Here is a 24,837-nt window from a genome sequence, read left to right on the forward strand (position 1 = left end):
CCAGAGGGCCCTGCCCCACGCGTCCACCGTGGAGGCCAGGACCTTCCGTTCGTCGTACTGCCGAGGCAACAGTGCGTAGGGCCGCAGTGCCACCTGCGTCAAAAATCACCTCGCGGGCGAAGGAACGTAACGCCCCATGATCACATGGGCTGTTCCTTGTGCTCGCCGTCGGCGCGGGCGCGGGCGCCCGAGCGGGTGCGGGAGGCGGTCTGGGCCCGCTGCGGATGGCGGCGCACGTACTCGTGCTCCAGCTCGTTCATCCGCTTCGTATGGGTGACCAGGGCGTCGTCGGACCCGTGCAACAGGGTCTCGTGGCGCGTGCGGTGGATGGCCTCCAGCTCCTTGAGCAGCCGGCCTTCCTCCAGTTTCCGCGCCGACGGACCGCCGTCGTGCTCCGTCATGGCACGTGCACCTCCTCCTCCGGCCCCCGCCCACTCCATCATCCTCCGCACCGCGCCGCACGTCCCGTCAGCGGCCGCAGCCCCGGCCCGACCACCGGCCGACGCGTAGACACTGTCTACTCGCGCTGGTAGACAAGGGTCCATGGACCAGGAGAGACCCCTGCGGGAACGGCTGATCGACGTCGGTGCGGAGCTCGTCGCGAGCGGGGGCACCGGCGCCCTCGGGCTGCGGGAGATCGCCCGCCGGGCGGGCGTCTCGCACGGGGCGCCGCGCCGCTACTTCCCCACCCACCACTCCCTGCTGTCGGCGATCGCCCGGCGCGGCTTCGCCGATCTCGCCGGACGCGTCGCCGCCCTGGAGGCCGCAGCGGCACAGTCGCCGCCGCGGGAACGGGTGCGGGCGATCGGGTGCGCCTACGTCGGCTACGCGCTGGAGAACCCCGGGATGTTCGCGCTGATGTTCCGGCACGACCTGCTGGACAGTGCCGGCCGGGCACCCTCGGACGAGCCGCGGCTGCGGGAGTCGACGCTCCCGCTGTTCGCCCTCCTCGTCGCGCTCGTCGGCCGGTGCGGGGCCGCCGAACCCTCCGTCACCGCCGCCGCGCTGTGGGCGAACCTGCACGGCGTGGCACAGCTGTGGCGCTGGGGCAGCCTGCCCCTGGTCCTCGGCGAGGACCCGGCCGTGGGCGTCGAACGGCTGGTCGACGCCGCCGTCGACGCGCACCTCGGGGGTGTCCCGGCGTGAGGCAGCGGATATCACTGCTCGTCAGCGTGGCCGGCGCGATGCTCGTCGCGCTCGACGGCACCGTGCTGACGGTGGCCCAGCCGAGCCTGAGCCACGACCTCGGGGCGAGCGTCGCGCAGGTCCAGTGGACCAGTACCGCCTACCTGCTGGCGGTGGCCGCGTTCCTGGTCCTCGCCGGACGGCTCGGCGACCGGTACGGGCACGCCCGGCTGCTGTTCGTCGGCGTGCTCGGGTTCGCCGCGGCCTCGGCGGGCATCGTGTTCGCGCCCGGCGTGGGCTGGGTGATCGCACTGCGTGCCGTGCAGGGCGTGTTCGGTGCGCTGCTGCAGCCGGCGACGCTGGCGCTGCTGAGGCTGGCGTATCCGCCCGAGCGGCTGGCCACACCCGTCGCCGTGCGGACCAGCGCGATCGGCGCGGCCGCTGCGGCCGGTCCGCTGCTGGGCGGTCTGCTGGCCGCCCAGTGGGACTGGCGGGCCGTGTTCGTGCTCAACGTGCCCGTCGCCGTGGTGATCGCGGCGCTGACGCTCGCCGTACGGGCCCCCGCGCCGCCGCGCGCGGAGACGGGGCGGCCGGCGCTCGGTGGCGCGGCCCTGCTCGCCACCGCCCTCGCGGTGTTCGTGCACGCGCTGGTCGGCGTACCGGAGTACGGGTGGACCGGAGCGCCGACGCTGCTCGGGTGTGCGGGCGCCGCCGGGCTCGCCGCCCTGTTCGTACGCCGTGAACGGCGTTCCGCGCTGCCCCTCGTACCGCCCGTCGTGGCCCGGGCCCGGGCGGTGACGGCGTCCGTGGCCCTGCTGCTGGTGGTGTCCGCTGGCATGTTCGGGGCGTTGTTCACGGCGACGTTCCGGCTCCAGGACGTCCAGGGGCTGGACCCGCTCGACACCGGACTGCGGGTGCTGCCGCTGACGGCGGTGATGGTCGCGGGGGCTCCGGTGGCGGGGATGGCGCTGCGCCGGTTCGGGCCGCGCCGGACCGCGCTGACCGGTACGGCGCTGGCCGTCGCCGGGATCGCGGGGCTGGGCTCCGCGTCGGGGCCGGCCTTCGCGGTGCTCGGCGCCGGATTCACCACCGTCATGGTCACGGCCACCGGGGCGGTGGTCGGGGAGGCCCCGGCCGGGTACGCCGGGGTCGTCGGCGGGCTCAAGCAGACCGCCATGAACGTGGGTCCGGCCCTGGGCATCGCGGTCGCCGCGAGCGCCGGGGTGCACGGGCCGGCGCTGGTGGCCCTGGCCGTGCTGGCCGCGGCCGGCCTGGCCGCGGCGTCACTGCTGCCCGGCGGCGCGCGCCCGGCAGCTGCGGGCGACCTCGTCGGCGAAGACGAGGGCCGGCGGGGCGAGGGCGGCCCAGCGGCGGACGGCCCAGCCGACGGCGAGCGGCGGCAGGGCGGGGACGGGCACCAGGCGCAGCGGGCCGTCGGAGCCGGGGACCTGCCAGCCGGGCAGCGCGGGCACGACGGCGTGGCCCAGGCCTAGTTCGGCGAGCAGCAGGGCGGTGTCCCAGTCGGCCACGCTGGTGTCGGAGCGCACGTGGATGCCGTGCTCGGCGAGGGCGGCGTCGAGGTGGGCGCGGGAGGCGGAGTTCTCCGGCAGCCGGATGTGGCGGACGCCGGCGAGGTCGGCGGGGGTGAGGTCGGCCCGGCCGGCGAGGGGGTCGTCGGCGCCGACCGCGAGCACCCAGGGCAGTTCCATGACGGGGCGCTGCTCGATGCCCCGGACGGGGGCTCCGATGGTGATCCAGGCGAGGTCGAGGTCACCGGCGGCCAGGGCGTCGAAGCAGCTGCGGCTGGAGTTCTCGGTCTGGAACTCCAGGCTCACCCCGGGGTGGCTGCGGCGGAAGGAGACGACGGCCTCGGACATGAAGTGCCGCACGGTCGTCGCGCCGGTGGTGACGCGCACGGCGCCGCCCCCGCCCCGTACGAGGTCCTGCACGCGGCGCAGGGCGCCGTCGAGGCCGGCGATACCGTCGGCGGCGGCCGCCTGGACGATCCGGCCGGCCTCGGTGGGCACGACGCCGCGTGCGTGGCGCTCCAGGAGGCCGGTGCCGGTCTGCTTCTCCAGGCGGCGGACGTGCTGGCTGACGGCGGACTGGGTGCAGCCGAGGTCGCGTGCGACGGCGCTGAGGCTGCCGGCGCGGCAGACGGCCACGAACACGCGGAGGTCGTCGAGGGTCATGAGACCCAAGATATTCCTTGGATGTGGGGAGTAAACCGGAGGATTGACTTGGGTTTTGGGGTGGATCAAGATCGGTGCAGGGCCCGGGCGGCAACCCGTCCCCGCCTTCGCCACGGGGTCCGGACTCCCGGCGAAAGGCATGGACGGGTGCCGACCCACCACCCCCGCCAACCCGATCCCTGATCCCGATCCCGGGGAGGTTCCATGTCGGAGCGCGCCGTCGCATGGCTGCGGGAGCTCGGTGCGCAGGACGTCGCCCACCCCGGCGGGACGCTCCTGCTGCACCTGGAGCGCGTACGGGGGCTGCTCGCGTCGTGGGGTGCGCGGCCGGCCCTGCAACGGGCGGGCCTGTGCCACGCGTTCTACGGCACCGACGGATTTCCCACCGCTCTGCTGCCACTCGCCCGCCGCGCGGAGCTGGCCGAGGTGATCGGTGAGGAGGCCGAGTCGCTCGTGTACCTCTACGCCGCCTGCGACCGGGCTGCGTCGTATCCGACGCTCGACCGTGCGGAGGCGGTCTTCCGGGACCGGTTCACGGGCCGGGTCCACTCCCCCTCGGAGCGGCCGCGGCGGGATCTGGCCGAGCTGACGGCCGCCAACGAACTCGACCTGGCGTGGATCGATCCCGCCTTCCGGGAGGCGTGGGGCGGCGAACTCCTCTCGTTGTTCGGCCGGTTGCGGGATCTGCTCAGTGAGCCGGCCCGGCGGGAGTGCCGGGCCGTGCTCGGCGACGGGTAGGAATCAGCGGTCGGGAGCGGTGTACGTCGGTGCCGCGGCCGCCCGGCCGGTGAGGGTGATCTCCGCGGCGCTGGTCCAGGGTCCGCGGCCGCCGGCCTCGGTCAGGGCCCTGAGGCGGAGGTAGCGGCCGGTCTTCGGGGACAGGGCCGTGGTCTTGGCGGCGGCGGTGTCCGCGAAGGTACCGCTCGCCACCGGCGCGCCCCAGTCCGCGGCGGTGTCGCGGACATGGACCTCGTAGCCGCCGATCCTGCCGTTGACGCCGCCGTCCTGGCGGGGGAGGTAGCCGAGGCCGTCGATCGTGTACCGGGCGCCGAGGTCGATCTGGATCTCGTGCGGGAGCGCCGCGGGCGTGCCGGAGGACCAGGCGGTGTGCCACATCGTGGCGGGGTTGCCGTCGAAGGCGCCGACGGCAGCGCCGTTCTCGGCGGCGGTCTCCTGGCTGTCGGCGCGGACCAGGGACCAGCCCGCACTGTCGATCGGGGCGGAGGAGGCGGGCAGGGGCTCGGCGGCAGGGACGGTGGTGCCGGCGGCCGAGAGGGTGAACGCGCCCGCCTTGGTACCGGTCTTGACCCAGAGGATCCCCGCGCGGTCCGCCGGGTCGAAGAACCAGCCGGACGCCGCGGAGTCGTAGGCGGCCTTGGAGGCCAGGCGCGGCACGGCGGCTCCGTCCACCGCGAGGGAGGTGGGGGCGGAGGCCACGTGGAGGGTGAACTCGTAGCCTCGGGAGGCCGGTTTGCCGGCGTAGCTGCCGGTGGGGGCGCCGACGGAGACGGTGACCGTGCCGGTGCCGGCCGTCGGCGCGGTGACGTCGACCTGCTGGCGGGCGTAGGCGCCCGACTCGTGGGCGCGGGTGCGGCCGTCGTCCTCGTAGAGGCTGAAGGAGGAGGCGCCGCGCGGGTGGATGTCGTAGGTGAGGGTGGAGACGGGCTTCTCCCCCGTGTGGTTCATCTGCGGCCACATCGGCACGATGCCTCCGCCCTTGACCAACAGCGGGAGGGTGTCGAGGGGCGCCTGGTACCCGTCGAGCCGGCCGGGGCCCGCGTACGTGCGGCCCGTCCAGTAGTCCGTCCAGGTGCCGGCCGGCAGGTGGATGCCGTCCCGGACCGTGGTGTCGGAGACGACGGGCGCGACGAGGAGGGAATCGCCCGCCATGAACTGGCCGCTGGTGGCGTTGCCGCGGGCCACCGGGTCGTCGGGGTACTCCAGGACCATGGCGCGGGTGCTGGGGACGCCCGTCTCGTGGGCGACGCGGCTCATCGTGTAGAGGTAGGGCATCAGCCGCATCTTCAGCTGGAGGTACTTGCGGTTGACGGAGAGGTACGGCTCGGCGAACCGCCACGGCTGCTTGTCGTGGTAGCCGGCGGAGGGGTTGACCGCGCCCCAGCCCGACATGGTCATGAAGGCGGGGGTGAAGGCCTTCCACTGGAGGTCGCGGGTGTACGTCTTGGGGCTGCCGCCGAAGATCCCGTCGACGTCACCGGCGGCGTAGTTGAGGCCGGAGAGGCCCGCGCCGGTGATGGCGGGGACGTGCCAGCGCATGTCGTCCCAGGTGCCGTAGGTGTCGCCGGTCCAGACGACGGCGTTGCGCTGGGTGCCCGACCAGCCGTCGACGGTCCACACGAAGCGGCGGGCGTCGGAGTTCTTCTCGATCCCTTCGACGGCCTGCCGCACCCCGTCGAAGGCGTACTTGTAGCCGCTGCCGATCCACGCCACGTCGGTCTTCACGCCCCGGCTGCCGGCGGTGCCCACCTCGTCGGCGATGGAACCGAGGCCGGTCGAGGTCCACAGGCCGGTCTGGAAGCCCTTGGCCCGCAGGGCGTCGACGGTCGATTTCAGGGGTGCGGTGTAGCCGCAGCCGTAGCCGTCGTTGGGGAGGAACCAGCCCGAGGGCATGTCGGCGGCGCGGGCGTCGGCCGCGTAGCCGACGACATCGGGCGTGGTCTGGTGGCGGGGACGGCCGTGGTCGCCCTGGTAGTCGGGGTTGGAGGCGTTGAAGCAGTCGGCGTTGCCGAGCTCGAAGCCCCACATCGGTGCCATGAACGGCTTTCCGCTGACGTCGGTGTAGGCGTCGAGCACGGATTTCAGCGTATCGCCGGTGAAGTACCAGGCGTCGAAGCGCTTCTCGTCGTGGGCGAGGGTGGTGGGGGCGTTGAATCCGTAGGAGCCCGGGGCCCAGGTGTTGCGCATGACGCCGTAGCCGTTGGTGGACATGTAGAAGGGGGCGGGGCTGGCGTTGTCGTTCTCGCGCCACTTGTTGTCGACCGCGATGGGGACGGTCTTGCCGCGCAGCGCCCACTCGCCGAGGCGCAGGCCGGTTCCGTAGAACTGCTCGTCCGCGCCGCGGGCGAGGTACTGCGTGGTGCGGCTGCCGGTCCAGCTCGTGGGCCGGGTCTCCTGCCAGACGGGGGTGGTGTCACCGGCTCGGTAGACGGAGAACCGCAGCGGCGACTTGTACACACGGATGGAGAGGGAACCCGTGCTGATCCGGTAGTACGCGCCCGCGTCGGTGCCGGTCGCGGCCACGGAGCCGAAGTCGGTGGTGACGGCGAGGTCGGAGCCGGCCGGGTCGTCGGTGAAGGTCCCGTCGGGCGAGAGCCAGAGGCGGAAGATGTCGGCGCGGGCGACGACCACGCGGGCCTTGGCGCCGCTGGAGGCCGTGACGGTGAAGGTGTTCCCGGACCGGGTGAAGCCGGTGACGTCGCCCGCGGTGGCCGTGGCCCCGGAGGGGGCGGCGGTGGCGGGCGCGACGAGCGGTCCGGCGGCGGCCAGGCCCACGACGGTGAGGGCGGCGGCGAGCAGGGCGGCGCCCGGGGCGCGCAGGCGCCGTCGCCGTGGTGCGCGCGGCCGCCCGGATAAGGGGGCCCGTCGGCTCCTGCGGATGCTGGGCAGTCTCATGGGCAGCTCCTCGTGCGGTCCGGAGAACGGACACAGCTCTTTGGCATGCACCCGGCAAGATAGCGCCCCGGAGGCGTTCTTTGAAGGATGCTGCTCGAAGTTGCCCTCCATCACGCATCTTTGAGCATTCGTCAGGTTCGCGTCGGCGCGCGGAAGCCACGGGTGACCAGGCGGTCGCGGCCGCAACGGGCGGTCGTCGATGCACGGGGACGAAATTGCGGGGGGGGGCGTCCAGAGCGGACGAGAAAGGCAAGGAGGTGAACCCACTCCTTGCCACTCTCAACTTATAGCGCACCGGGGGGCTTGCGGCAAGGCCCCGTCGCTGGGGCAAAATCGCGGACCGAAGCCAGAAGCTGCAGAAATGGGAGATCCACGAAGTGCATGCGTTTTTGCCGGTTCACGCATCGCGCGGTGACGTCGAGCAGGTCTCGGTCGCCCCGCGGGCCCGCAGCGCGTTCGACCTTCCCGACCACCTCTCCCCCAAGGCCGACCCGGCCCTGACCGACGCCGACGAGCGGCACTTCGCCGCCATCTCGGAGAGTCTCGCCCAGTCGATCGGCGAGCTCTCCGACCGCCTGGAGGCCGAGCGCAGGGCGCCCGGCGGCATCGGCCGGGAGGCGATGGACCGGGACGCCGAGATCCACCGTCTGACCGCCCGCCTGCGCACCCTGCGCCGCTTCGGCCTGGACCTGTGCCTGGGTCGCGTCGTCCCCGCCGACGGCCACGAGCCCGTGTACGTGGGGCGTCTCGGCCTCACCGACAGCACGGGGCGCAGGCTTCTGCTCGACTGGCGCTCGCCCGCGGCGGAGCCGTTCTTCGCGGCGACCCACGCCAACCCGATGGGCCTGGCGAGCCGCCGCCGGTACCGCTGGACCGGTGGCCGGATCAGCGACTACTGGGACGAGGTCTTCAGCGCCGACGCGCTCGAGGGGCACGCGGCGCTCGACGACCAGTCCGCGTTCATCGCAAGCCTGGGCGGCAACCGGTCGGCCCGGATGCGCGACGTGCTCTCCACCATCCAGGCCGACCAGGACGCCGTCATCCGCGCGGGGTCCCGCGGCGCACTCGTCGTCGACGGCGGCCCCGGTACGGGCAAGACCGTCGTCGCGCTGCACCGCGCGGCCCACCTCCTCTACTCCGACCCGCGTCTCGGCCACCGCCGCGGCGGCGTCCTCTTCGTCGGCCCGCACCAGCCCTACCTGGCCTACGTCGCCGACGTACTGCCCAGCCTCGGCGAGGAGGGCGTGCAGACCTGCACGCTGCGCGACCTCGTGGCGGAGGGCGCCGGGGCGGCGGAGGAGAGCGACCCGGCCGTGGCCCTGCTCAAGTCCTCCGCGGACCTGGTGAAGGCGGTCGACGCGGCCGTCCGCGTCTACGAGGAGCCGCCCACCCGCGGGATGACGGTCTCCAGCCACTGGGCCGACGTCTGGCTGAGCGCCGACGACTGGGCGGCTGCGTTCGAGGCGGTGGAACCGGGAACCCCGCACAACGAAGCCCGCGAGCAGATCCGGGAGGAGTTGATCGCCGTCCTCATGGACAAGCACGAGGACGGCGGCGAGGGCCACGACGTCCCGCCCGAGCTGCTCCGGCGGTCCCTGCTGCAGGACCGGGAACTGATCAGGACCCTCAACCGGGCGTGGCCGATGCTCGAGGCGACCGACCTCGTCGGGGACCTGTGGTCGGTGCCCGCCTACCTGCGCAAGTGCGCGCCCTGGCTGGGCCCCGACGACGTGACCAGGCTGCAGCGGGCGGACGCCCAGGCCTGGACGGTGTCCGACCTGCCGCTCCTGGACGCCGCCCGGCAGCGGCTCGGCGACGCGGAGGCCTCCGTCCGCAGGCGCCGGCACGAGGCCGCCGTCGCCGCCGAGCGCGCCCGCAGGGCCGACGCCATCGACAGCCTGCTGCAGAACGTCGTGATCGACGAGAGCGAGGGCGCGATGGGGATGCTGCACGGCCGCGACCTCCAGGACACCCTGATCGACGAGAGCGGGCTGCCCGGCGCCGAACCGGACCTCCTGGCCGGCCCGTTCGCGCACGTCATCGTGGACGAGGCCCAGGAACTGACCGACGCGGAATGGCAGATGCTGCTGGCCCGCTGCCCGTCGCGGAGCTTCACGATCGTCGGCGACCGGGCCCAGGCCCGGCACGGGTTCACGGAGTCCTGGACGCAGCGGCTCGAACGCGTCGGCCTCGACCGGATCACGGTCGCGTCGCTGAGCATCAACTACCGCACCCCGGAGGAGGTCATGGCGGCGGCCGAACCGGCCATCCGGGCCGCGCTGCCCGACGCCAACGTGCCGACGTCCATCCGCAGCAGCGGCATCCCGGTCGTCCACGGGTGCGTCACCGACCTGGAGTCGGTCCTGGACGGCTGGCTCGCCGCGCACTCCGGGGGGATCGCCTGCGTCATCGGCGATCCCGCGTTCCGGCCGACCTCCCGCGTCCGGTCGCTGACGCCGACGCTGTCGAAGGGGCTCGAGTTCGACCTGGTCGTCCTGGTCGACCCGGACCGGTTCGGCGAGGGCGTGGAGGGAGCCGTCGACCGCTACGTCGCGATGACCCGTGCGACCCGGCAGCTCGTCGTCCTGACGAGCTCATGACCGCCTCCGGCGGCCCTCTCCCGTCCGACCGGAGTACCCGCCATGGCGGTTGACGCGGACGTCGCGGTGGTGGGGGCGGGGCCGCTCGGGCTGAGCGCCGCGCTCCTGCTCGCCCGGGCGGGGCTGGGCGTCGTGGTGCTGGAACGCCGTCCCGGCCCGGTCACCGAGTCGCGGGCGACGGACCTGCACGCGCGGACCCTGGAGGCCCTGGCCCCGAGCGGGCTGGCCGAGGCCCTGCACCCGCTGGGGCGGCGCGTGGACACGGTCGACATGTGGTCCGGGCGGCGCCGGCTCGGCGGCTTCGACCTGGCACGGCTGCGCTCCCCGTACCCGTACGTCCTGACCGTCCCGCAGTGCGCCACCGAGGGACTGCTCGCGGCGGAGGCCGAGCGCGCGGGCGTGCGCGTGCACCGGGCGGCGGCCGTCCGGTCGGTGGCGGAGGACGCCGGCGGTGTCACCGTACGGTGCGAGGCCCTCGAACCGCTGCGCGCCCGCTGGGTGGTGGGGGCCGACGGCGCGTCGAGCACCCTGCGCGCCCTGACCGGGACGGCGTTCCGCGGCCGGACCTACGGGGGCACCTGGCAGCTCGCCGACCTGCAGGTCGACGGTCCTTCGACGGACCCGGCGCGGGTCCACATGGTCGGCGGTCCGCGCGGGCTGCTGGTCGTGCTGCCGATGCACCTGGACGGCTGGGCCCGGGTGGTGCTGCACCGGCCGGGCGGGCCCGTGCCGGACGGTACGGAGGACCCCTGGTCGCTCGCCGCCGAGGCGGCGGCCCGGGGCTGGACGGCGAGCGTCCGCGCCTGCCGCTGGACGAGCACCTTCCGCACCCAGCGACGGCTGGCCGGCCGTACGGGGAGCCGGCGGGTGCTGTTGATCGGCGACGCCGCCCACGTGTGCAGCCCGATCGGCGGGCAGGGTCTCAACCTCGGGCTCCGGGACGCCGTGTCCCTGGCCTCGGCCCTTCCGGGGGCGGAGCCCGACGGGCTCACCGCGTGGCACCGCGGCCGCCGCGCCGACGCCCTGCGCGTCCTGGCCCGTACCGATCTCGCCACGCGCGCCTGGACCCTGCGCGCGGCGCCCGCCCGGGCCGTCCGCGACACGGCCCTGCGCGGTGCGCTCACCACGCCGGCGGGCCGCCGCCTCCTCGCCGAGGCCGTCGCCGGCCCCGCTTGGCACCCGGACGCGCTGACGGTCCGTCGGGGGCGGTCGCGCAGCGGGTGTCCGGGACGGGCGGGCAGAAGACCCTCCGCCGCGCCAGGATCGGGGGCGGCCCGTCCCGGAGCGGACCGGCTGCTCGGCCAGCTGCCGCCGACGAGGCCCTCGTCAGGGCTTTCACCTGGGGTTTTGACGTCGGGAGATGCAGGTGGGTGGAGCGCGGCGGACAATCGGCAGGGATGGGGGGTGACCGGCGGCGGCGTACGCCGCGTCTGCCGCTTCTCGTCGAGAAGGAAGGTAATCCCATGGTTTTCGGATCCGGCCGTATACGGCGCGGGTGCACCGCTGTGTGTGCGTCCTCGCTGCTGGTCCTCGGGGGCGCCATCGGCGCCGGAGCGGCTGCCGCCGCTGAGCCCGCGTCTGGGACTGTGGGCGCGCGCGCGAGCGTTCCGCTGCAGGTCGACCCCAACGAGTTGCTCAGTCTCGAAAACGCCGCCCGTGCCAAGGCGGGTTGCGGCAACCTGACGATCGACCCCAAGGTGCAGGCCGCGGCCCAAAAGCTCGCCGACGACAACGTGGGCGTCAGCCACACGGGCTCGGACGGCTCCAGCGTCCAGGACCGGCTGAAGGCTGCCGGAGCGACGTACAACGCGTCCGCCGAGAACGTCTCGCAGGGGACGGATGCAGCGCAGGGGCACTTCGACCGGTGGATGAACTCCACCGGGGTCCACAAGCAAAACATCCTCAACTGCGCTTACACCAAGACGGGCATCGCGGTCAATGGCGACAGGGTCGTGCAGGTGTTCACCGACTGACCGGATCGGATCGGCACGCCGGCGCCGGCTCAGCCGGCGTCGGCGTGACCGTGTACCCGTGGCGGGGTGACCGCGAGGACGGGCGGGGCAGGGGTGCTCCAGCGGTGGCCGCAGGGGTCGAAGACCAGAAGCACCGGCCGTCCCGGGCGCTGGCGCCAGGAGATGCGTTCCGGCAGGCCGTCGCACACCGGACAGCACGGCAACGGGCCGTGCTCCGGCGCGCACCCGGGGGCGGCCGCGAGCGGCGTGACGTGCGGATCGCGCATGGAGGCTCCCTGGTCGTGCGGTTGGGCTGATCGCACTGTGCCATGCCCGGGGCCTCCTCCGCACGGGCGAATCATCCAGTGTTCTGGCTGGTCAGAGGTGCGGTCACCAGGAGGATTCCGGTCCTCTTGCGGGCACTCCGTGATCAACCGCTCCCGCAACCGGCCTCCACCAGGCCCGATTCGTACGCCGCTATCACCGCCTGGGCGCGGTCGCGGACGCCCAGCTTGCCGAAGATGCCGGTGATGTGGTTCTTGACCGTGGAGACGCTGATGTCCAGTTCTGCGGCGATCTCCGCGTTGTCGAGCCCGGCGGCCAGGAGCTGCCAGATCTCCCGTTCGCGCGGGGTCATGTCGGTCGGGGCCGCCGCGGCTGCCACGGCCGGGCGGGCGGGCGCGGGGGTCCGTACGTAGGCGGAGAGCAGCCGGGTGAGCAGCCGGGGTGCGACGACCGCCTCACCGCCGTGCACGGTGCGGACCGCGGCGCCCAGTTCCTCCGGGGAGACGTCCTTCGGGAGGAAGCCGTACGCTCCCGCGCGCAGGGCGGCGACCACGTACTCGTCCATGTCGAAGGTGCTGAGCGCCAGGACGCGGACGTCGGGGAGGGTCCGCGCCAGTTCCGCGGTGGCCTGGACGCCGTCGAGGACGGGCATCCGGATGTCCATGACGACCACGTCGGGCCGCAGTTCCCGGGCGAGGGCGACGGCGCGGGCGCCGTCCTCGGCCTCGCCGACCACCTCGAACTCGGGGTCCGGGCCGAGGATCAGGGCGAGGCCCCGCCGGACCAGCGGCTGGTCGTCGGCTATGAGCACACGGATCATCGGTGTCGTTCCCCTCCCTCGCCGCCCCGCCCCGCCGGTACCGGGAGGCGGGCCGCCACCCGGAATCCCCCGCCGTCGCGTGCGGCAGCCTCCAGGGTCCCGCCCTGGAGGGCTACGCGTTCGTGCATTCCGATCAGACCGTACCCGGTGCCCGCGGCGGGCCTGGCGGTCGGCGGCGGCGCACCGGCTCCGTCGTCGCACACCTCCACGGCGACCTCGTCCGGGTGGTACGTCACCCGGACCCGGGCGCGCGCCTGCCCGGCGTGCTTGCGGGTGTTGGTGAGCGCCTCCTGCACGATGCGGAAGAGGGTGAGGCCGACGCTGGGCGGCAGCGGGCGGACGGGGCCGTCGACGGTGAACTCCGTCTCCGTTCCGGCCAGCCGTGACTCGGTGACGATCCGCTCCAGGTCCGCGGCACCCGGCTGAGGCGCCGGAGGGGTTTCGTCCGGTTCTTCTCCGGCCCGCAGGACGTCGAGGAGTTGGCGCATCTCGCGCAGGGCGATGCGGCCGGAGTCCTCCAGGATGACGAGGGCTTCGCGGGCCGCCTCGGTGTCGTGCGCCAGGTTGGCCCGGGCGCCGCCCGCCATCAGCTGCATGGCGGTGATGTGGTGGGCGACGATGTCGTGGAGTTCCCGGGCGATCCGGCGGCGTTCCTCGGCGACCGCGCGCTCGGCCTGGCGGGCCTGGTTGGCCGCGACGTCCCGCTGCCAGCGGTTGATGACCAGGGCGGTGCCCGCGACCAGGGCTGCGGCCGCCGCATTGGCGGCGAGGGACAGGCCGGACGGAACGAGCGTGCCGCCCTGGCCCGCCGAGGCCAGCGGCACGGTCAGGGCGACGGCCGCTGCTGCGACCGCGGGCCGGCTGAAGCGGACCACCGAGTACAGGGCGACGGCGAGGCCGAGGGGGAAGTGCGGCGAGGTGTCCGCGATGACCACGTTGGGCACGACCCCCAGGGCCAGCACGGCCGCCAGCACGGCGACCGGCCGGCTGCGGCGCGCGAGCAGGCACATGGCGGCGGCCACGAGTGCGCCGGCGGCCGAGAGGGTGAGGGACATCCCTTCGGTCTGGGTTCCGACCGAGAACCCCAGCAGGTCCGCCGCGGCGGCGCCGATGGCCACCAATGCGTCGTTGCGCGTCCAGCGCAGCATGTCGGCGCCCTTGCCCATCTTTGCCGATCCTCCCCCGCCGGCGGGCCTTCCCGCCGGTGCGGGGCGGTTCGTGCCGGTTCCTCGCGTTCCATTCTGGCAGTCCGGCCGGCCGGTGCCGCCGTCCGGTGGTCTGGTTCCCGACCAGGACCAGGGTCCTGGTCGGGACCAGGATCCGGACCCTGCTCCCGGGGGCGGTTCCTCCCGTACGGCGACGATCGCGCGGTCCGCGCCTGATGGTCTGGAGACCGGCCGGGAACCCCCGGCCCGCCCCGCGACCTGAGGAGTCACGTGATCCGCGCCCTGACCGGGTTCTCGACGAGGAATCCGTGGAAGGTGATCGCCGTCTGGGCCGTGCTCGGCATCGCCCTGACGATCGCCGGCCAGGCGTTCGTCTTCCGCGCCACCCAGAGCAACACGGGCGATTTCCTGCCCCCGTCCTACGACTCGGCGGCGGCCCTGAAGGTCGCCGAGGAGCGGTTCGGGGTGAAGCCGGACGCCAACACCCTGACCGTGCTGGTGGCCCGGCCGGACGGCACGCGGCTGAGCGAGGCCGACGAACGGCGCATCGACGCGGAGGCCTCGAAGCTGGGCCGCCACCGGGTGGCCATGCCCAAGCCCGAGGAGGAGACGCCGTTCGCCCAGGACCACTCGCAGACCCCGAAGGTCGCGCCGGTCATGACGGCTCCCGACCGCGACTTCCGCCTGCTGTCCGTGGAGCTGAAGGGCAACCCCCAGGACCCCGGACTCCAGGACACCTACCGGGCCTTCCGCGAGCAGTCCCGGGCCGGGTTCGCCGAGGCCGGGTTCCGCACCGGCTACACGGGCGGGCTCGCCTCGACCGTCGACGACATCGACGCCGAGGAGACCCGGGCCCGGGTGATCGGCGCCGTGATGCTCGGCGTGATCGTGCTGCTGCACGTGCTGGTGTTCCGCAGCGTGCTCGCCGCCCTCCTGCCGCTGATCGTCGTGTCCATCATCGGCGGAGCCGCGACGGGCACGGTGGTCGGCGCCGCGATGCTGACCGGCGTCACCCTCGACCCCTCCACCCCGCAGCTGATCAGCGTCGTGCTGGTGGGCATCGGCATCGACTACTTCCTCTTCCTGCTGTTCCGCTTCCGCGAGCAGTTGCGCCGGCGGCCCGAGCAGCCGGGGCGGGCCGCGGCGGCCGAGGTGTCCGGGCGCGTGGGTACGGCGGTGACCTCGGCGGCGCTCACCATCGTCGCGGCGTTCGCCACGCTCGGGGTGGCCTCCTTCGGGCAGTTCCGGGTGCTCGGTCCGGCCATCGCCGTGTCCGTGCTGGTGATGCTCCTCGGCAGCCTCACCTTCATGCCGGCGCTGCTCGCGGTCACCGGGCGCAGGATGTTCTGGCCCTCGCGGTCCCACCGGCGCGAGCCCCGCGGCGGATCGGCCGCCCGGCTGGGCACGTGGCTGGTCCGGCGTCCCCTCACGGCGGCCCTCGCCTCCGTGGCACTGCTGGGCGCCCTCGCCGCGGGCATGGCCGGCATGCGGATGGACTACGGGTCGGGCGGCGCGGGCGGTGAGCGGACGGCCGCCGCGGCCACCGCGGCCGAGATCTCCCGGGCGATGCCGGCCGGTGTGTCGGATCCCATCAGCGTCTACGTCACCGCGTCGGACGGGGCACCGCTCACCACCGGGCGTCTCGACGGCCTGTCCGGGACGCTCTCCCGGCTGGAGGGGGTGGGGCAGGCCGCCCCGACGGTGCTGAGCGAGGACCGCCTGGCGGCGCGCATCGACCTGTTCCCGAACGCCGATCCGCACGGGCAGGAGGCCCGCGACCTGGCGTCGGGCACGGTCCGCGACGCGGTCTCCGCGCACCGGCCGGCCGGTACCGAGGCCCATGTGGGCGGCACCGCGGCGGTGTTCGCCGACGTCTCGACGGCCGTGGACAAGGACCTGCGGCTGGTGTTCCCGGTCGCGGCGGCCCTGATCGCGCTGATCCTGTTCCTGCTGCTGCGCAGCCTTCTCGCTCCGCTGATCCTGATGCTCGCGGTGGGTCTGGGGTTCGCCGCCACGCTGGGTGCCGCGGCGCTCGTCTTCCAGCACGGGCTGGACCAGCCGGGCGTGGCCTTCACGCTGCCGCTGGTGCTGTTCCTGTTCGTGGTCGCGCTGGGCACCGACTACAACATCCTCGTGACCGACCGGATCCGGGAAGAGATGGAACGGCCCGGTCCGGCCCGGGAGGCGGTGGCGCGGGCGGTACGGCACACCGCGCCGGCCGTGGCGACGGCCGGGGTGGTGCTGGCCGCCTCCTTCGGCAGCCTCGCGGTCAACCCGGTCGCGGCCACGCAGCAGATCGGCTTCGCGACGGCGCTCGGGATCCTGCTCTCCGCCTTCGTCCTGTCGATCGTCCTGGTACCGGCGTGCGCGGTGCTCCTGGGCCGGTCCCTCTGGTGGCCCGCGAAGCCCCGGCCGGCGGCGCTCCGGCCCGCGCCGGAAGCCGGGACGCCGGAACGCGTCCTGGTGCCCTGAGCACCGCGGCCCCTACGAACGCAGGCGCCGGGCGCGCGGGATCCCGTACGGGATCCGCGTGCACCGGCGCCTCCGGGCGGCGGGCCGCCCTCCGGGTCGGGCCGTCCTCCCTGTCCGGCCTCGTCGTCAGGACAGTGCGGCGACCTCGGGGTGGTCTCCCAGCCACGCGCGGACCGCCTGCTGCTCCTTGCCCTTGCCGGTCTGCTGGATCCGCGCCTCCAGGCCGGTGAGCTGCTCCTCGGTGAGCTTGAAGGAGCGCAGCCAGGCGGCCACCTCGGGCTCGTCGGCGGCGAAGCCCTTGCGGGCCAGGGTGTGGATGCCGTCGCCCTTGCCCCAGACGCCCTTGGGGTCCTCCAGCTTGGTCAGCTCGTACGAGGAGTACGCCCAGTGCGGCGACCACAGGACGGTGACCACCGGCTCCTTCTTGTCGTAGGCGCGCCCCAGTTCGGCGAGCATGCCGGGGGTGGAGCCGTCGACGACCTGGTACTCGCCCTCCAGGCCGTACTCCTTCATGACCTTGTCCTTCAGCAGGCTCATGGCGCCGGCGCTCGGCTCGATGCCGATGATGCGGCCCTTGAACTGCCCGGACTTGCCCTTGAGGTCGGCGAGCGAGCGGACGTCCTTCATGTACGAGGGCACGGCGAGCTCGATGGAGGTCGGGCCGTACCAGGAGCCGAGGTCTTCCAGCTTGTTGCCGTACTTCTCCCAGTACTGGGCGTGGGTGACGGGCAGCCAGGCGTCGGTCTGGAAGTCGAGGCCGCCGCCGGCCAGGCCGGTGTAGAGCGCGCCGGCCTCCAGCTGCCGGGTGTCGACCTTGAAGCCGCGCCGTTCCAGGAGCTCCTTCCAGAGGAAGGTGGAGGCGATGCCCTCGTCCCACGGGATGTAGCCGATCGAGACGGTGCGGCCCTTGCCGATGTTCTCGGCGCCTTCCGGTCCCTCCTCGCGGGCGGCGCCGCCGAAGGTGCTCAGGCCGCCCGCGACCAGGGCCAGTACGACGGCTCCGGTGACGGCGTAGGCGGGCTGGGGGCGGTGGTTCCACACGCGGGCGGCGCCGGTGGCGGCCGACCGGGCCCTGGCGAGGGTGCGCCGGCCGAGCGGGGAGACCTGGCGGCCGAGGGCCCCGGTCATCCGGTCGAGGTACATGGCGAGGATCACGATGGAGAGGCCGGCCTCGAAGCCGAGCCCGATGTCGACGTTGCCGATGGCCCGGTAGACGGCGCCGCCGAGTCCGCCGCCGCCGACCATGCCGGCGATGACGACCATGGACAGGCCGAGCATGATGACCTGGTTGACGCCCGCCATGAGGGTGGGCAGGGCCAGCGGCAGCTGGACGCGGACGAGGGTGTCGCGCGGGGTGGTGCCGAACGCTTCGGCGGCCTCGACCAGTTCGGCGTCGACCTGGCGGATGCCGAGTTCGGTCATCCGTACGCCCGGCGGCAGCGAGAAGACGATGGTAGCGATGATGCCGGGCACCACGCCGACCCCGAAGAAGATGATGCCGGGGATGAGGTAGACCATGGCCGGCATGGTCTGCATGAAGTCGAGGACCGGCTTCATGACGGCGCTGACCCGGTCGGACCGGGCCGCCCAGATGCCGAGCGGGATCGCGAACACCAGGGTGACGAGGGTGGCGACCAGGACCAGCGACAGCGTGGACATGGCGTCGGACCAGAGCCCGACGGAGTCGACGAGGGCGAAACCGGCGAAGGCGAGCACGCCCGCGAGCAGGCCGCGCAGCCACCAGGCCGCGATGGCGAGGATGCCCGCGAACAGCAGCGGGGCGGGCGCGGAGAGGACGGCGACGAGGCCGTCGTAGAGACCGGTGACGAGTGCGCTGATGGCGTCGAACAGCCAGGACAGCCGGCTCTGGAGGAAGTCGACTCCGCTGTCGACCCAGGCGCCGAGGGGAATGCGGGGCATCAGGCGGCCACCTCCGCGCAGCGCACCGGGGCCCGTTGCTCGTCACCGATGAAGGCGACGAGGCGGTCCTGGGGTACGGAGCCGACGACGCCGCCGTCGGTGCCGGTGACGGCGACCGGGTGCGGGACGCGCGCGCTGACGGCGCACAGGTCGGCGAGGGGGGTGTCGGCGCTGACGGTGGGGCAGCCGCAGGTGCCTGCGTGGGGGCGGGCCGGGCCGGTCGTCGTCATCACCGCGTCGGCGGTCAGCACCCGGGAGCGGTCGACGTCCTGGACGAAGGAGGCGACGTAGTCGTCGGCGGGGCGGGTGAGGATGTCCTCGGCCGTGCCCTGCTGGACGATGCGGCCGTCGCGCATGACGGCGATGCCGTCGCCCAGGCGCATGGCCTCGTTGAGGTCGTGCGTGATGAAGACGATGGTCTTGCGCAGGCTGCGCTGGAGTTCGAGGAGCTGGTCCTGCATGTCGCGGCGGATGAGCGGGTCCAGGGCGCTGAAGGACTCGTCCATCAGCAGGAGGTCGGCGTCGGTGGCCAGGGCCCGGGCGAGGCCGACTCTCTGCTGCATGCCGCCGGAGAGCTCGTCGGGCCAGGCCATCTCCCAGCCTTCGAGCCCGCACAGGGCCAGGGCCTCGGCTGCCCGGCGGTCGCGCTCGGCGCGGGGCACCCCCTGTACCTCCAGCCCGTAGCCGGCGTTCTCCAGAACGTTGCGGTGCGGGAAGAGAGCGAAGTGCTGGAAGACCATGGATATCTTCGTGGACCGGACGCGGCGCAGCTCGCGCGCGCTGAGCGCGGTGAGGTCCTGGCCGCCGAAGAGGATGCGTCCCGCGGTGGGCTCGAGCAGGCCGTTCAGCATGCGCAGCAGGGTGGACTTGCCGGAACCCGACAGCCCCATGACGACGAAGATCTGGCCGGGCTCGACGTCGAAGGAGACGTCGATGACCGCGGCCGTCGCTCCGTCGGCGCGCAGCTCGGCGCGGTCGCTGCCGCCTTCGAGTGCGCGCACGGCGTCATCGGGCCGGTTTCCGAACACCTTGTAGACGTGCTCGGCCTGGAGCGTTGACACATACACCTCGCGGGTCGTACCGGGTACGGCGCGCGGGTCGGGCCGGCGCGGCCGTGGAGCGGGACGGGGTCCGCCCGCATGCGCCCCGTCCTCCGGCACAAGGTGCCGGAGGACGGGGTTCCGCTCCAGCTGCGCCGATGCCCGGCATTCACTCCGGCAAACGCGCGCGTGATCCACCTCACGCGCGGCCTCACGTGCGGGTGATGACTACAGGACGCGGAAGCCGGCGACGGCGGGGTGACGGCGGTCACGATGGAACGTCAGGTGGTCCCACGTGGGGAAGGCCAGGTCGGTCACGGCGACGAGCAGGCCGGAGGGGGCGTGCACGGTGCGGCGTACGGTCAGGCCGCAGGCGGGGGCGGAGGCCGGGGCGGCGGCCGGCGGGTGGATGGTGCGGGTCATGGTGATGGTCTCGGCGACCCGGCCGCCCGCCGCGGCCCGCTCCAGCCAGCTCTGGAGGCAGGCCAGGTCCTGGTCGGTGGAGCGCTCCGCCCGGTTGCGGCAGACGGCCAGCTCGGGGGTGCGCGCGACGACGTCCGGGCTGAAGTGGGTGACGGCGTGCCGGAGGGTCTCCCCGGCCCGGCCCCGCTCGCGGTGGTGATGGACCAGGGTGCGGTCCCCGCCCGACATGCGGAGCGGTACGGCGAGCGAGGGCGGGACGCTGACCACCGTGACCCAGCTCCGGGTCAGGCCGGGCGCGGGGGACACAGGGGACGCAGGCCCGAGGGCCACCGGATCGGGCGCGGCGGGGACGGCCTCGGCCATGACGGCGGGGCGGGAGCCGCGGCGCCCGGTCACGACCAGGCCGTCCTCGCGCAGGTACTGCAGGGCGGCCCTGATGGTCTGCCGGTTGACCTGGTAGCGGGCGGCGAGACTGCGCTCGGAGGGCAGTCTTCCGCCGGGGGTGTGCGCGGCGCGGTCGAGATCGCGGCGCAGTGCTGCGGCGATCCGCTGGTACTTGGGCATGGCGGCCGGGCCGCCGCCCCGCGAAGGGGAGGGCATGGCTTCTCCTCTGACGGGTGGTCAAGGACTGCGCGGTGCCCGACCAACCTAGCATTGGTCTATACCTTTAAGTGAGAGGGGATCGGACCCCGCCGTCACCTTGGCCGGTTCCGAACCACTCGGTGCCGACCAGTTCCCGGCTGTCGGGGCTGAATCGGAGGATGTCCGGTGTGTCCCACAGCCAGGGCCTGCTGCCGAAGGTGGTTGCGAAGAACCGCTCGCGTTCCTGCGCGTTCGCATTCCGTGGGCGAGGTCCACGGAATCGCCTGTGAAGCGGGGGGTGACGGACAGCGGGGCGCCCGTCACCGTCGCGGTCCGATCACCGTCGAAGGTCAGTCGCATGGGAAGAACTCCCGGCGGGCCGGCGGTCAGTCGCGGTAGACGAGGATGAAGTCCCCGTAGGGGTGGCTGCCGTGGTGGTTCGCCGTCTCGTCGAGGGCCCCGCGCAGGGTGCGCAGGTGGTCCGTGGTGAGCTGGAGCGGCGGCTCGTCCGGCTGGTGCGTGGTGCCGCGGGGGTAGTCCTCGCCCGGCGTGGTGGTCATCTCGATGTGGCAGCCGAGGACATGGCGGACCGGGTGGGCGGCACAGAAGTCCAGCAGCCGGTCGACGGTGGCCGAGTAGGCCGCCCGGTCCTCGACGTAGAGCCGCCCCGGGTAGAGGGAGTCGCCGGTCAGCAGGAGGCCGGTGTGGCGGTCGTGGAAGACCAGGGCTGCCCGCTGGTGGCCGGGGCCGGGGATCAGGTCGAGGATCCGGCCGCCCAGGTCGAGCGCGCCGGTGCGGTGCGGCCAGTCGGTGAGGCCGAAAGCGGTCGTGACCTCCTCCAGTCCGGGGCCCACGACCGTGGTGAGGGGCCGGTCCGCGAACTGCCCGTCCGCCGCGACGTGGTCGCCGTGTCCGTGGGTGTGGGCGACCACCAGCGGGTACGCGGGCCTCGGATGCCGTTCCAGCCAGGCAGCGACGAGCCGGTCGACCGTTTCCCGCAGGGGGAAGTGGGCCGGGTCGGCGGACGCGCCCGTGTCGAGGAGCAGCGCCCGTTCATTGCCGAAGAGGAGGAAGAGGAACGGGGCTTCGTAGTGCACGGACTTGTTCTGGCGGAGGATCACCGTGTGTTCGGAGTAGGCGTGGACCTGGATCTCCGGGGCCGGGTCGTGCTTCGGGGAGGGCCAGCCCGCGTGCCAGACGACGTCGAGACTGCCTGCGACCGGGGCGCCCCGGAGAAAGTCGATCACGCCTCCAACCTACCCTCGCCGTCCGACGCCGGGGAGCGAGCCGCCGGCCGGCTCGCGCCGGCTGCCGAAACGCGGTTTGGTGGGGTGGAGAGGCGTGTGCAGCCGATGCGGCGGCATCGGCCTGCCGGACCGAGCCCTCGCCGTGTCCGAGGAGGGCCCACCATGTCCCCACCAGGCCCCACAGCCCGCCGCCGGCGCCGCGCGGCAGTCCTCACCGCGGCGCTGGCCTGCTCGGCGCTGCTCACCGGGCCCGCGCCGGCCGTCGCCCACGGCACGCCCGCCGGGGCTCCCACACCCCCCTCGCCCTCACCCTCGGTGACGGTCCCGAAACTGGACTGGAGCCCGTGCAAGCCCGGCAGCCCATGGGACTGCGCCACGGCGAAGGTGCCGCTCGACCACGCCGCCCCGGCGGGCCGCACCATCGATCTGGCGGTCGTCCGCCGCCTGGCCACCGAGCCGAGCAGGCGCATCGGCACCCTGTTCGTGAACCCCGGCGGCCCCGGCGGCCCCGGGACCGTGCAGGTGCCGCAGAACTACGACGCCTTCCCCAAGGACCTGCGGGAACGCTTCGACATCGTCAGCTGGGACCCGCGGGGGGTCGGCAACAGCACCGCCGTGAACTGCTTCGACACCACCGATCAGGCCGGTGCCTGGGCGGCCCGCCCGCCCGGCGGCTTCCCGGTGGGCGCCCAGGAGCGCACGGCGTGGATCGACGCGTACGAGGACCTCGGCCGCCTCTGCGAGAAGCGCGACCCGGACCTGCTGCGCCACGTCTCGACCGCCGACACCGCCCGGGACCTCGACCTGCTCCGCCGGTCGGTGGGCGAAGGACAGTTGAACTACCTGGGCGTCTCCTACGGCACGATCCTCGGCGCCACCTACGCCAACCTGTTCCCCGGCAGCGTCCGCGCCATGGTCCTCGACAGCAACATCTCCCCCCGGGCCTGGACCGACGGCGCGGGACAGGGCGAGTCCCGCACCACGACCTTCCTGCGCATGGGCTCGGACGTCACCGCCGCCGCCACCCTGGACCGGTTCCTCACCCTGTGCGGATCGGCGCCCGCGGCCCGCTGCCCCTTCTCGGCCGGCGGCCCCGAGGCCACCCGTGACAAGTTCGACCGGCTGATGCAGCGGCTGCGGGAGCGTCCGATCGGGCCGTGGACGTACGCCAGGACGGTCGCCGACACGGTCAACGGCCTCTACATCGTCGACCCCGGCTGGACGGCTCTCGCGGGCCGGCTCCAGGAGCTGTCACAGGGCCGGGAGCCCAAGCCCCCGGTGTACCCGCCGCCGCCCCCGGTGGACCGGCCGAACCCGTACCTGGGCGACGAGCAGGCGGCGGCCGTCTGGTGCGCCGACAGCCCGAACCCGCGCGACCCGGCCGCGTACCACGCCCTGGAGGAGGACAGCGCCCGGCGGGCCGGCGACGCGGGACGCTTCTGGACGTGGGCGGCGGAGTCCTGTGCCACCTGGCCGGCCCGGGCCGCCGCCGGGTACGACGGCCCGTGGAACACGCCCACCGCCCGTCCGGTCCTGGTGATCGGAACCCGGTACGACCCCTCCACGCCCTACACCGGCGCCCAGGCCATGGCCGGTGAGCTGGCGAACGCCCGCCTGCTCACGAACGACGGGTACGGGCACACCGCGCTCTTCAACAACGGCAGCCGCTGCATCAGCGCGTACGAGAGCCGCTACTTCGTCGACGGGACGCTCCCGCCACCCGGCACGGTCTGCGACCCGGACCGGGTTCCCTTCTCCTGACGGATCTCTTCCAGCGACGATCTCTTCTAGCTCAGAAGGGGGTTCGGCAGGGGGCGGTAGCGGGCGTCCGCGCCGTCGGCGCGGGTCCAGCGCAGCAGCAGGTTGGTCTTCGCGGGCAGGGCGGGAGCGGTGAGGAGCGCGGCGATCTCGGGGAGCCCGCGCAGGGCCTCGTAGCGCAGCAACTCCTCGCGTACGGCGGGCCACAGGAGCGGTGAGGCGTCCGGATACCGGTCGGCCAGGGTCCCCGCGATCTCCGACAGGTTGTTGACCACCAGGCAGTACACCAGGCGCTCCCAGGCGTCCGCGCGTGGCAGGTCCGGCAGGAGTTTGACCCCCTCCGCGTCCCGGAAGAGGGCCTGCACCGGCATGCCCGAAGCGTCGACCGCGATCACCGTGTTCTGGAGGTGGGCCTCCAGAACGACGCCGTGCCGGGCGAAGAGTTCGAGCACCGGAGGGACGACCTGGCGCAGGTACGCCCGCCACCACGCGAGGGGGTCGGTGGCGCCGGCCGGCGGGCTCCCGGGGTAGCCCTCGGCGAGCGCGGCGGCCAGCAGCGGGGTGGCCCCGGGCACGGTGTGGGCGCGCAGGCCGTCGCGAACCAGGACGGCGAGTTCCTCGAAGGCGAAGGCGGCGGTGCGGTAGCCGCGGTCGGCGAGCCAGGCCGCGTCCGAGCCGGTCCCGCGCAGTGCGGCGAATCCGGCCTCGACGGCCGCGTCGGTGCGGCGCAGCTTGAGCAGGTCGTGCCGCCACAGCCGGCGCACGTCGTTGGTGATCCGCACGTCGAGGCTGAACTTCACGAAGAGGTCGGCCGCCGGATCCGGAACGTGGAGGGTCCGGATGGACGCGGTGGGCCAGGCGGGCCGCCGGCTCTCGCCGAGCCGCAGCAGCCGGCCGTCGGCGAACGCCTCGCGCAGCGCGGGCCGGTCGCCGACCAGGTCGAGCTGCCAGGGGTGGGCGGGCAGCAGCTCGTAGCCGGCGGGGGCGCGCGGCCCGTCGAGGAGGTCGGCGAGGGAGTCGACGGCCTCGGTGACGGCCCGCCCGCCCTCCTCGACGCTCTGGTCCTCGCGCAGCCCCAGGAAGACCAGCGGGAATCGGGCGTGCGCCTCGGGCGCGTACGGCAGCCAGCTCCCGGCCGGCGCCCCGCCGCGGGCCTTGGGGGCGGGGTGGTGCGGGTGGCCCGTCACGAGGGACTGCTCGGAGAGCACGTACGGGTCCGCCGGGGGCTCGGCGGCGGCGCGGGCGGCCAGCAGTGCGACGAGCGCGTCGCGGCTGTCGGTGATCTCGACCGGGAGTTCGTCGTTGGTGACCCCGGTGAACCGGCCGAGCTCGTCGGAGACGAGCTTGACCAGTTCGGTGTGGCTGAGCGGGTGCCAGCCGTTCGCCGTCCGCAGTTCCGGGTACACGGGCCGGCGGCCGCCGCGTACGCGGAGCAGCCGCCCGCTGCCCCGCAGCCGGTGCACGGCCGCCCCGGCGGGCTCGTGCACACCGGCGGGCTCGTCCGGCCCAACCGGCTCGGCCGCCTCCCTGAGCAGGCAGTTCAGGAGCGGGGCGGCGGCGTAGGCGTCTGCGACGGCGTTGAGGTCCACTGGTTCCATTCGGTCCATCCGGTGGCCGGAGGC

The 24,837-nt window shown here is 73.8% G+C and carries 18 protein-coding genes and 1 pseudogene; 8 read left to right on the forward strand and 11 right to left on the reverse strand.

The window, feature by feature from the left end; translation table 11 throughout:
* Positions 1 to 140: 140 nt before the first annotated feature.
* Positions 141 to 401, reverse strand: a complete 261-nt coding sequence (locus tag OHA91_RS02705) for a DUF6158 family protein (RefSeq protein ID WP_266495960.1) — start codon at positions 399 to 401, stop codon at positions 141 to 143.
* A gap of 142 nt (positions 402 to 543) precedes the next feature.
* On the opposite strand from OHA91_RS02705, the gene OHA91_RS02710 reads away from it, so the two are divergent.
* Together OHA91_RS02710 and OHA91_RS02715 are read left to right on the forward strand one after the other, a co-directional pair.
* Complete coding sequence (locus OHA91_RS02710; RefSeq protein ID WP_328738474.1) at positions 544 to 1,146, forward strand: TetR/AcrR family transcriptional regulator; 603 nt, start codon at positions 544 to 546, stop codon at positions 1,144 to 1,146.
* 38 nt (positions 1,147 to 1,184) lie between these two features.
* Positions 1,185 to 2,444, forward strand: a pseudogene (locus OHA91_RS02715) (MFS transporter); the annotation flags it as partial.
* Here OHA91_RS02715 and OHA91_RS02720 read toward each other — a convergent pair.
* Positions 2,409 to 3,317, reverse strand: coding sequence for a LysR family transcriptional regulator (locus OHA91_RS02720; RefSeq protein ID WP_266495956.1), 909 nt, complete (start codon positions 3,315 to 3,317; stop codon positions 2,409 to 2,411). The pseudogene OHA91_RS02715 and the gene OHA91_RS02720 overlap by 36 nt on opposite strands.
* Positions 3,318 to 3,521: 204 nt before the next feature.
* On the opposite strand from OHA91_RS02720, the gene OHA91_RS02725 reads away from it, so the two are divergent.
* Positions 3,522 to 4,055, forward strand: a complete 534-nt coding sequence (locus tag OHA91_RS02725) for a DUF6817 domain-containing protein (protein WP_328738475.1) — start codon at positions 3,522 to 3,524, stop codon at positions 4,053 to 4,055.
* Between the two features lie 3 nt (positions 4,056 to 4,058).
* Here OHA91_RS02725 and OHA91_RS02730 read toward each other — a convergent pair whose 3' ends face one another.
* Complete coding sequence (locus OHA91_RS02730) at positions 4,059 to 6,950, reverse strand: TIM-barrel domain-containing protein (protein ID WP_328738476.1); 2,892 nt, start codon at positions 6,948 to 6,950, stop codon at positions 4,059 to 4,061.
* Between the two features lie 389 nt (positions 6,951 to 7,339).
* Between OHA91_RS02730 and helR the strand changes: the two genes are divergently transcribed.
* The 3 genes from helR to OHA91_RS02745 are packed head-to-tail and all read left to right on the forward strand — an operon-like array spanning position 7,340 to position 11,523.
* Complete coding sequence (helR, locus tag OHA91_RS02735; protein WP_266495951.1) at positions 7,340 to 9,550, forward strand: RNA polymerase recycling motor ATPase HelR; 2,211 nt, start codon at positions 7,340 to 7,342, stop codon at positions 9,548 to 9,550.
* Positions 9,551 to 9,592: 42 nt separating this feature from the next.
* The gene (locus OHA91_RS02740) at positions 9,593 to 11,233 is read left to right on the forward strand and encodes an FAD-dependent oxidoreductase (RefSeq protein ID WP_328738477.1); all 1,641 of its coding nucleotides are present in this window, start codon (positions 9,593 to 9,595) and stop codon (positions 11,231 to 11,233) included.
* Positions 11,182 to 11,523, forward strand: coding sequence for a CAP domain-containing protein (locus OHA91_RS02745; RefSeq protein WP_328738478.1), 342 nt, complete (start codon positions 11,182 to 11,184; stop codon positions 11,521 to 11,523). Before OHA91_RS02740 ends, OHA91_RS02745 begins: the two co-directional genes overlap by 52 nt.
* 29 nt (positions 11,524 to 11,552) lie before the next feature.
* On the opposite strand, the gene OHA91_RS02750 is transcribed toward OHA91_RS02745, so the two are convergent.
* From OHA91_RS02750 to OHA91_RS02760, 3 genes are all read right to left on the reverse strand, one after another.
* Entirely contained in the window at positions 11,553 to 11,789 is a 237-nt protein-coding gene (locus tag OHA91_RS02750; protein ID WP_328738479.1) for a hypothetical protein, read from the reverse strand.
* Positions 11,790 to 11,932: 143 nt separating this feature from the next.
* Positions 11,933 to 12,607, reverse strand: coding sequence for a response regulator (locus tag OHA91_RS02755; protein WP_266495940.1), 675 nt, complete (start codon positions 12,605 to 12,607; stop codon positions 11,933 to 11,935).
* Positions 12,604 to 13,773, reverse strand: a complete 1,170-nt coding sequence (locus tag OHA91_RS02760; protein ID WP_328738480.1) for a sensor histidine kinase — start codon at positions 13,771 to 13,773, stop codon at positions 12,604 to 12,606. The genes OHA91_RS02755 and OHA91_RS02760 overlap by 4 nt, the downstream gene beginning before the upstream one ends.
* Before the next feature lie 270 nt (positions 13,774 to 14,043).
* Here OHA91_RS02760 and OHA91_RS02765 point away from each other — a divergent pair, with 270 nt between their 5' ends.
* A complete protein-coding gene (locus OHA91_RS02765; RefSeq protein WP_328738481.1) occupies positions 14,044 to 16,245 on the forward strand; it encodes an MMPL family transporter in 2,202 nt (733 codons plus the stop codon).
* Between the two features lie 126 nt (positions 16,246 to 16,371).
* Here the strand turns inward: OHA91_RS02765 and OHA91_RS02770 are convergent, their stop codons facing one another.
* The 4 genes from OHA91_RS02770 to OHA91_RS02785 all read right to left on the reverse strand — a co-directional run bounded on the left by OHA91_RS02770 (position 16,372) and on the right by OHA91_RS02785 (position 21,457).
* Positions 16,372 to 18,165 (reverse strand): ABC transporter permease/substrate binding protein, encoded by a 1,794-nt coding sequence (locus tag OHA91_RS02770; protein WP_266495932.1) that lies wholly within the window; start codon positions 18,163 to 18,165, stop codon positions 16,372 to 16,374.
* Positions 18,165 to 19,226, reverse strand: a complete 1,062-nt coding sequence (locus OHA91_RS02775) for a quaternary amine ABC transporter ATP-binding protein (protein ID WP_266496918.1) — start codon at positions 19,224 to 19,226, stop codon at positions 18,165 to 18,167. Before OHA91_RS02775 ends, OHA91_RS02770 begins: the two co-directional genes overlap by 1 nt.
* Before the next feature lie 207 nt (positions 19,227 to 19,433).
* A complete protein-coding gene (locus tag OHA91_RS02780) occupies positions 19,434 to 20,228 on the reverse strand; it encodes a GntR family transcriptional regulator (RefSeq protein ID WP_266495930.1) in 795 nt (264 codons plus the stop codon).
* Between the two features lie 368 nt (positions 20,229 to 20,596).
* A complete protein-coding gene (locus OHA91_RS02785) occupies positions 20,597 to 21,457 on the reverse strand; it encodes an MBL fold metallo-hydrolase (protein ID WP_266495926.1) in 861 nt (286 codons plus the stop codon).
* A gap of 162 nt (positions 21,458 to 21,619) precedes the next feature.
* On the opposite strand from OHA91_RS02785, the gene OHA91_RS02790 reads away from it, so the two are divergent.
* Positions 21,620 to 23,218: an alpha/beta hydrolase gene (locus OHA91_RS02790; protein WP_266495924.1), complete on the forward strand. Its 1,599-nt coding sequence runs from the start codon at positions 21,620 to 21,622 to the stop codon at positions 23,216 to 23,218.
* A gap of 26 nt (positions 23,219 to 23,244) precedes the next feature.
* On the opposite strand, the gene OHA91_RS02795 is transcribed toward OHA91_RS02790, so the two are convergent.
* Positions 23,245 to 24,822 (reverse strand): IucA/IucC family protein, encoded by a 1,578-nt coding sequence (locus OHA91_RS02795; protein WP_266495922.1) that lies wholly within the window; start codon positions 24,820 to 24,822, stop codon positions 23,245 to 23,247.
* Between the last annotated feature and the right edge of the window lie 15 nt (positions 24,823 to 24,837).

Origin of the sequence: Streptomyces erythrochromogenes (assembly GCF_036170895.1) — a bacterium.
Classification (GTDB): Bacteria; Actinomycetota; Actinomycetes; order Streptomycetales; family Streptomycetaceae; genus Streptomyces; species Streptomyces erythrochromogenes.

Coding starts and splice junctions, on each gene's coding strand:
- OHA91_RS02750 (WP_328738479.1), bottom strand. CDS start 11,789: ATGCGCGATCCGCACGTCACGCCGCTCGCGGCCGCCCCCGGGTGCGCG.
- OHA91_RS02795 (WP_266495922.1), bottom strand. CDS start 24,822: ATGGACCGAATGGAACCAGTGGACCTCAACGCCGTCGCAGACGCCTAC.
- OHA91_RS02720 (WP_266495956.1), bottom strand. CDS start 3,317: ATGACCCTCGACGACCTCCGCGTGTTCGTGGCCGTCTGCCGCGCCGGC.
- OHA91_RS02710 (WP_328738474.1), top strand. CDS start 544: ATGGACCAGGAGAGACCCCTGCGGGAACGGCTGATCGACGTCGGTGCG.
- OHA91_RS02705 (WP_266495960.1), bottom strand. CDS start 401: ATGACGGAGCACGACGGCGGTCCGTCGGCGCGGAAACTGGAGGAAGGC.
- OHA91_RS02790 (WP_266495924.1), top strand. CDS start 21,620: ATGTCCCCACCAGGCCCCACAGCCCGCCGCCGGCGCCGCGCGGCAGTC.
- OHA91_RS02760 (WP_328738480.1), bottom strand. CDS start 13,773: ATGGGCAAGGGCGCCGACATGCTGCGCTGGACGCGCAACGACGCATTG.
- OHA91_RS02770 (WP_266495932.1), bottom strand. CDS start 18,165: ATGCCCCGCATTCCCCTCGGCGCCTGGGTCGACAGCGGAGTCGACTTC.
- OHA91_RS02740 (WP_328738477.1), top strand. CDS start 9,593: ATGGCGGTTGACGCGGACGTCGCGGTGGTGGGGGCGGGGCCGCTCGGG.
- OHA91_RS02730 (WP_328738476.1), bottom strand. CDS start 6,950: ATGAGACTGCCCAGCATCCGCAGGAGCCGACGGGCCCCCTTATCCGGG.
- OHA91_RS02780 (WP_266495930.1), bottom strand. CDS start 20,228: ATGCCCTCCCCTTCGCGGGGCGGCGGCCCGGCCGCCATGCCCAAGTAC.
- OHA91_RS02725 (WP_328738475.1), top strand. CDS start 3,522: ATGTCGGAGCGCGCCGTCGCATGGCTGCGGGAGCTCGGTGCGCAGGAC.
- OHA91_RS02755 (WP_266495940.1), bottom strand. CDS start 12,607: ATGATCCGTGTGCTCATAGCCGACGACCAGCCGCTGGTCCGGCGGGGC.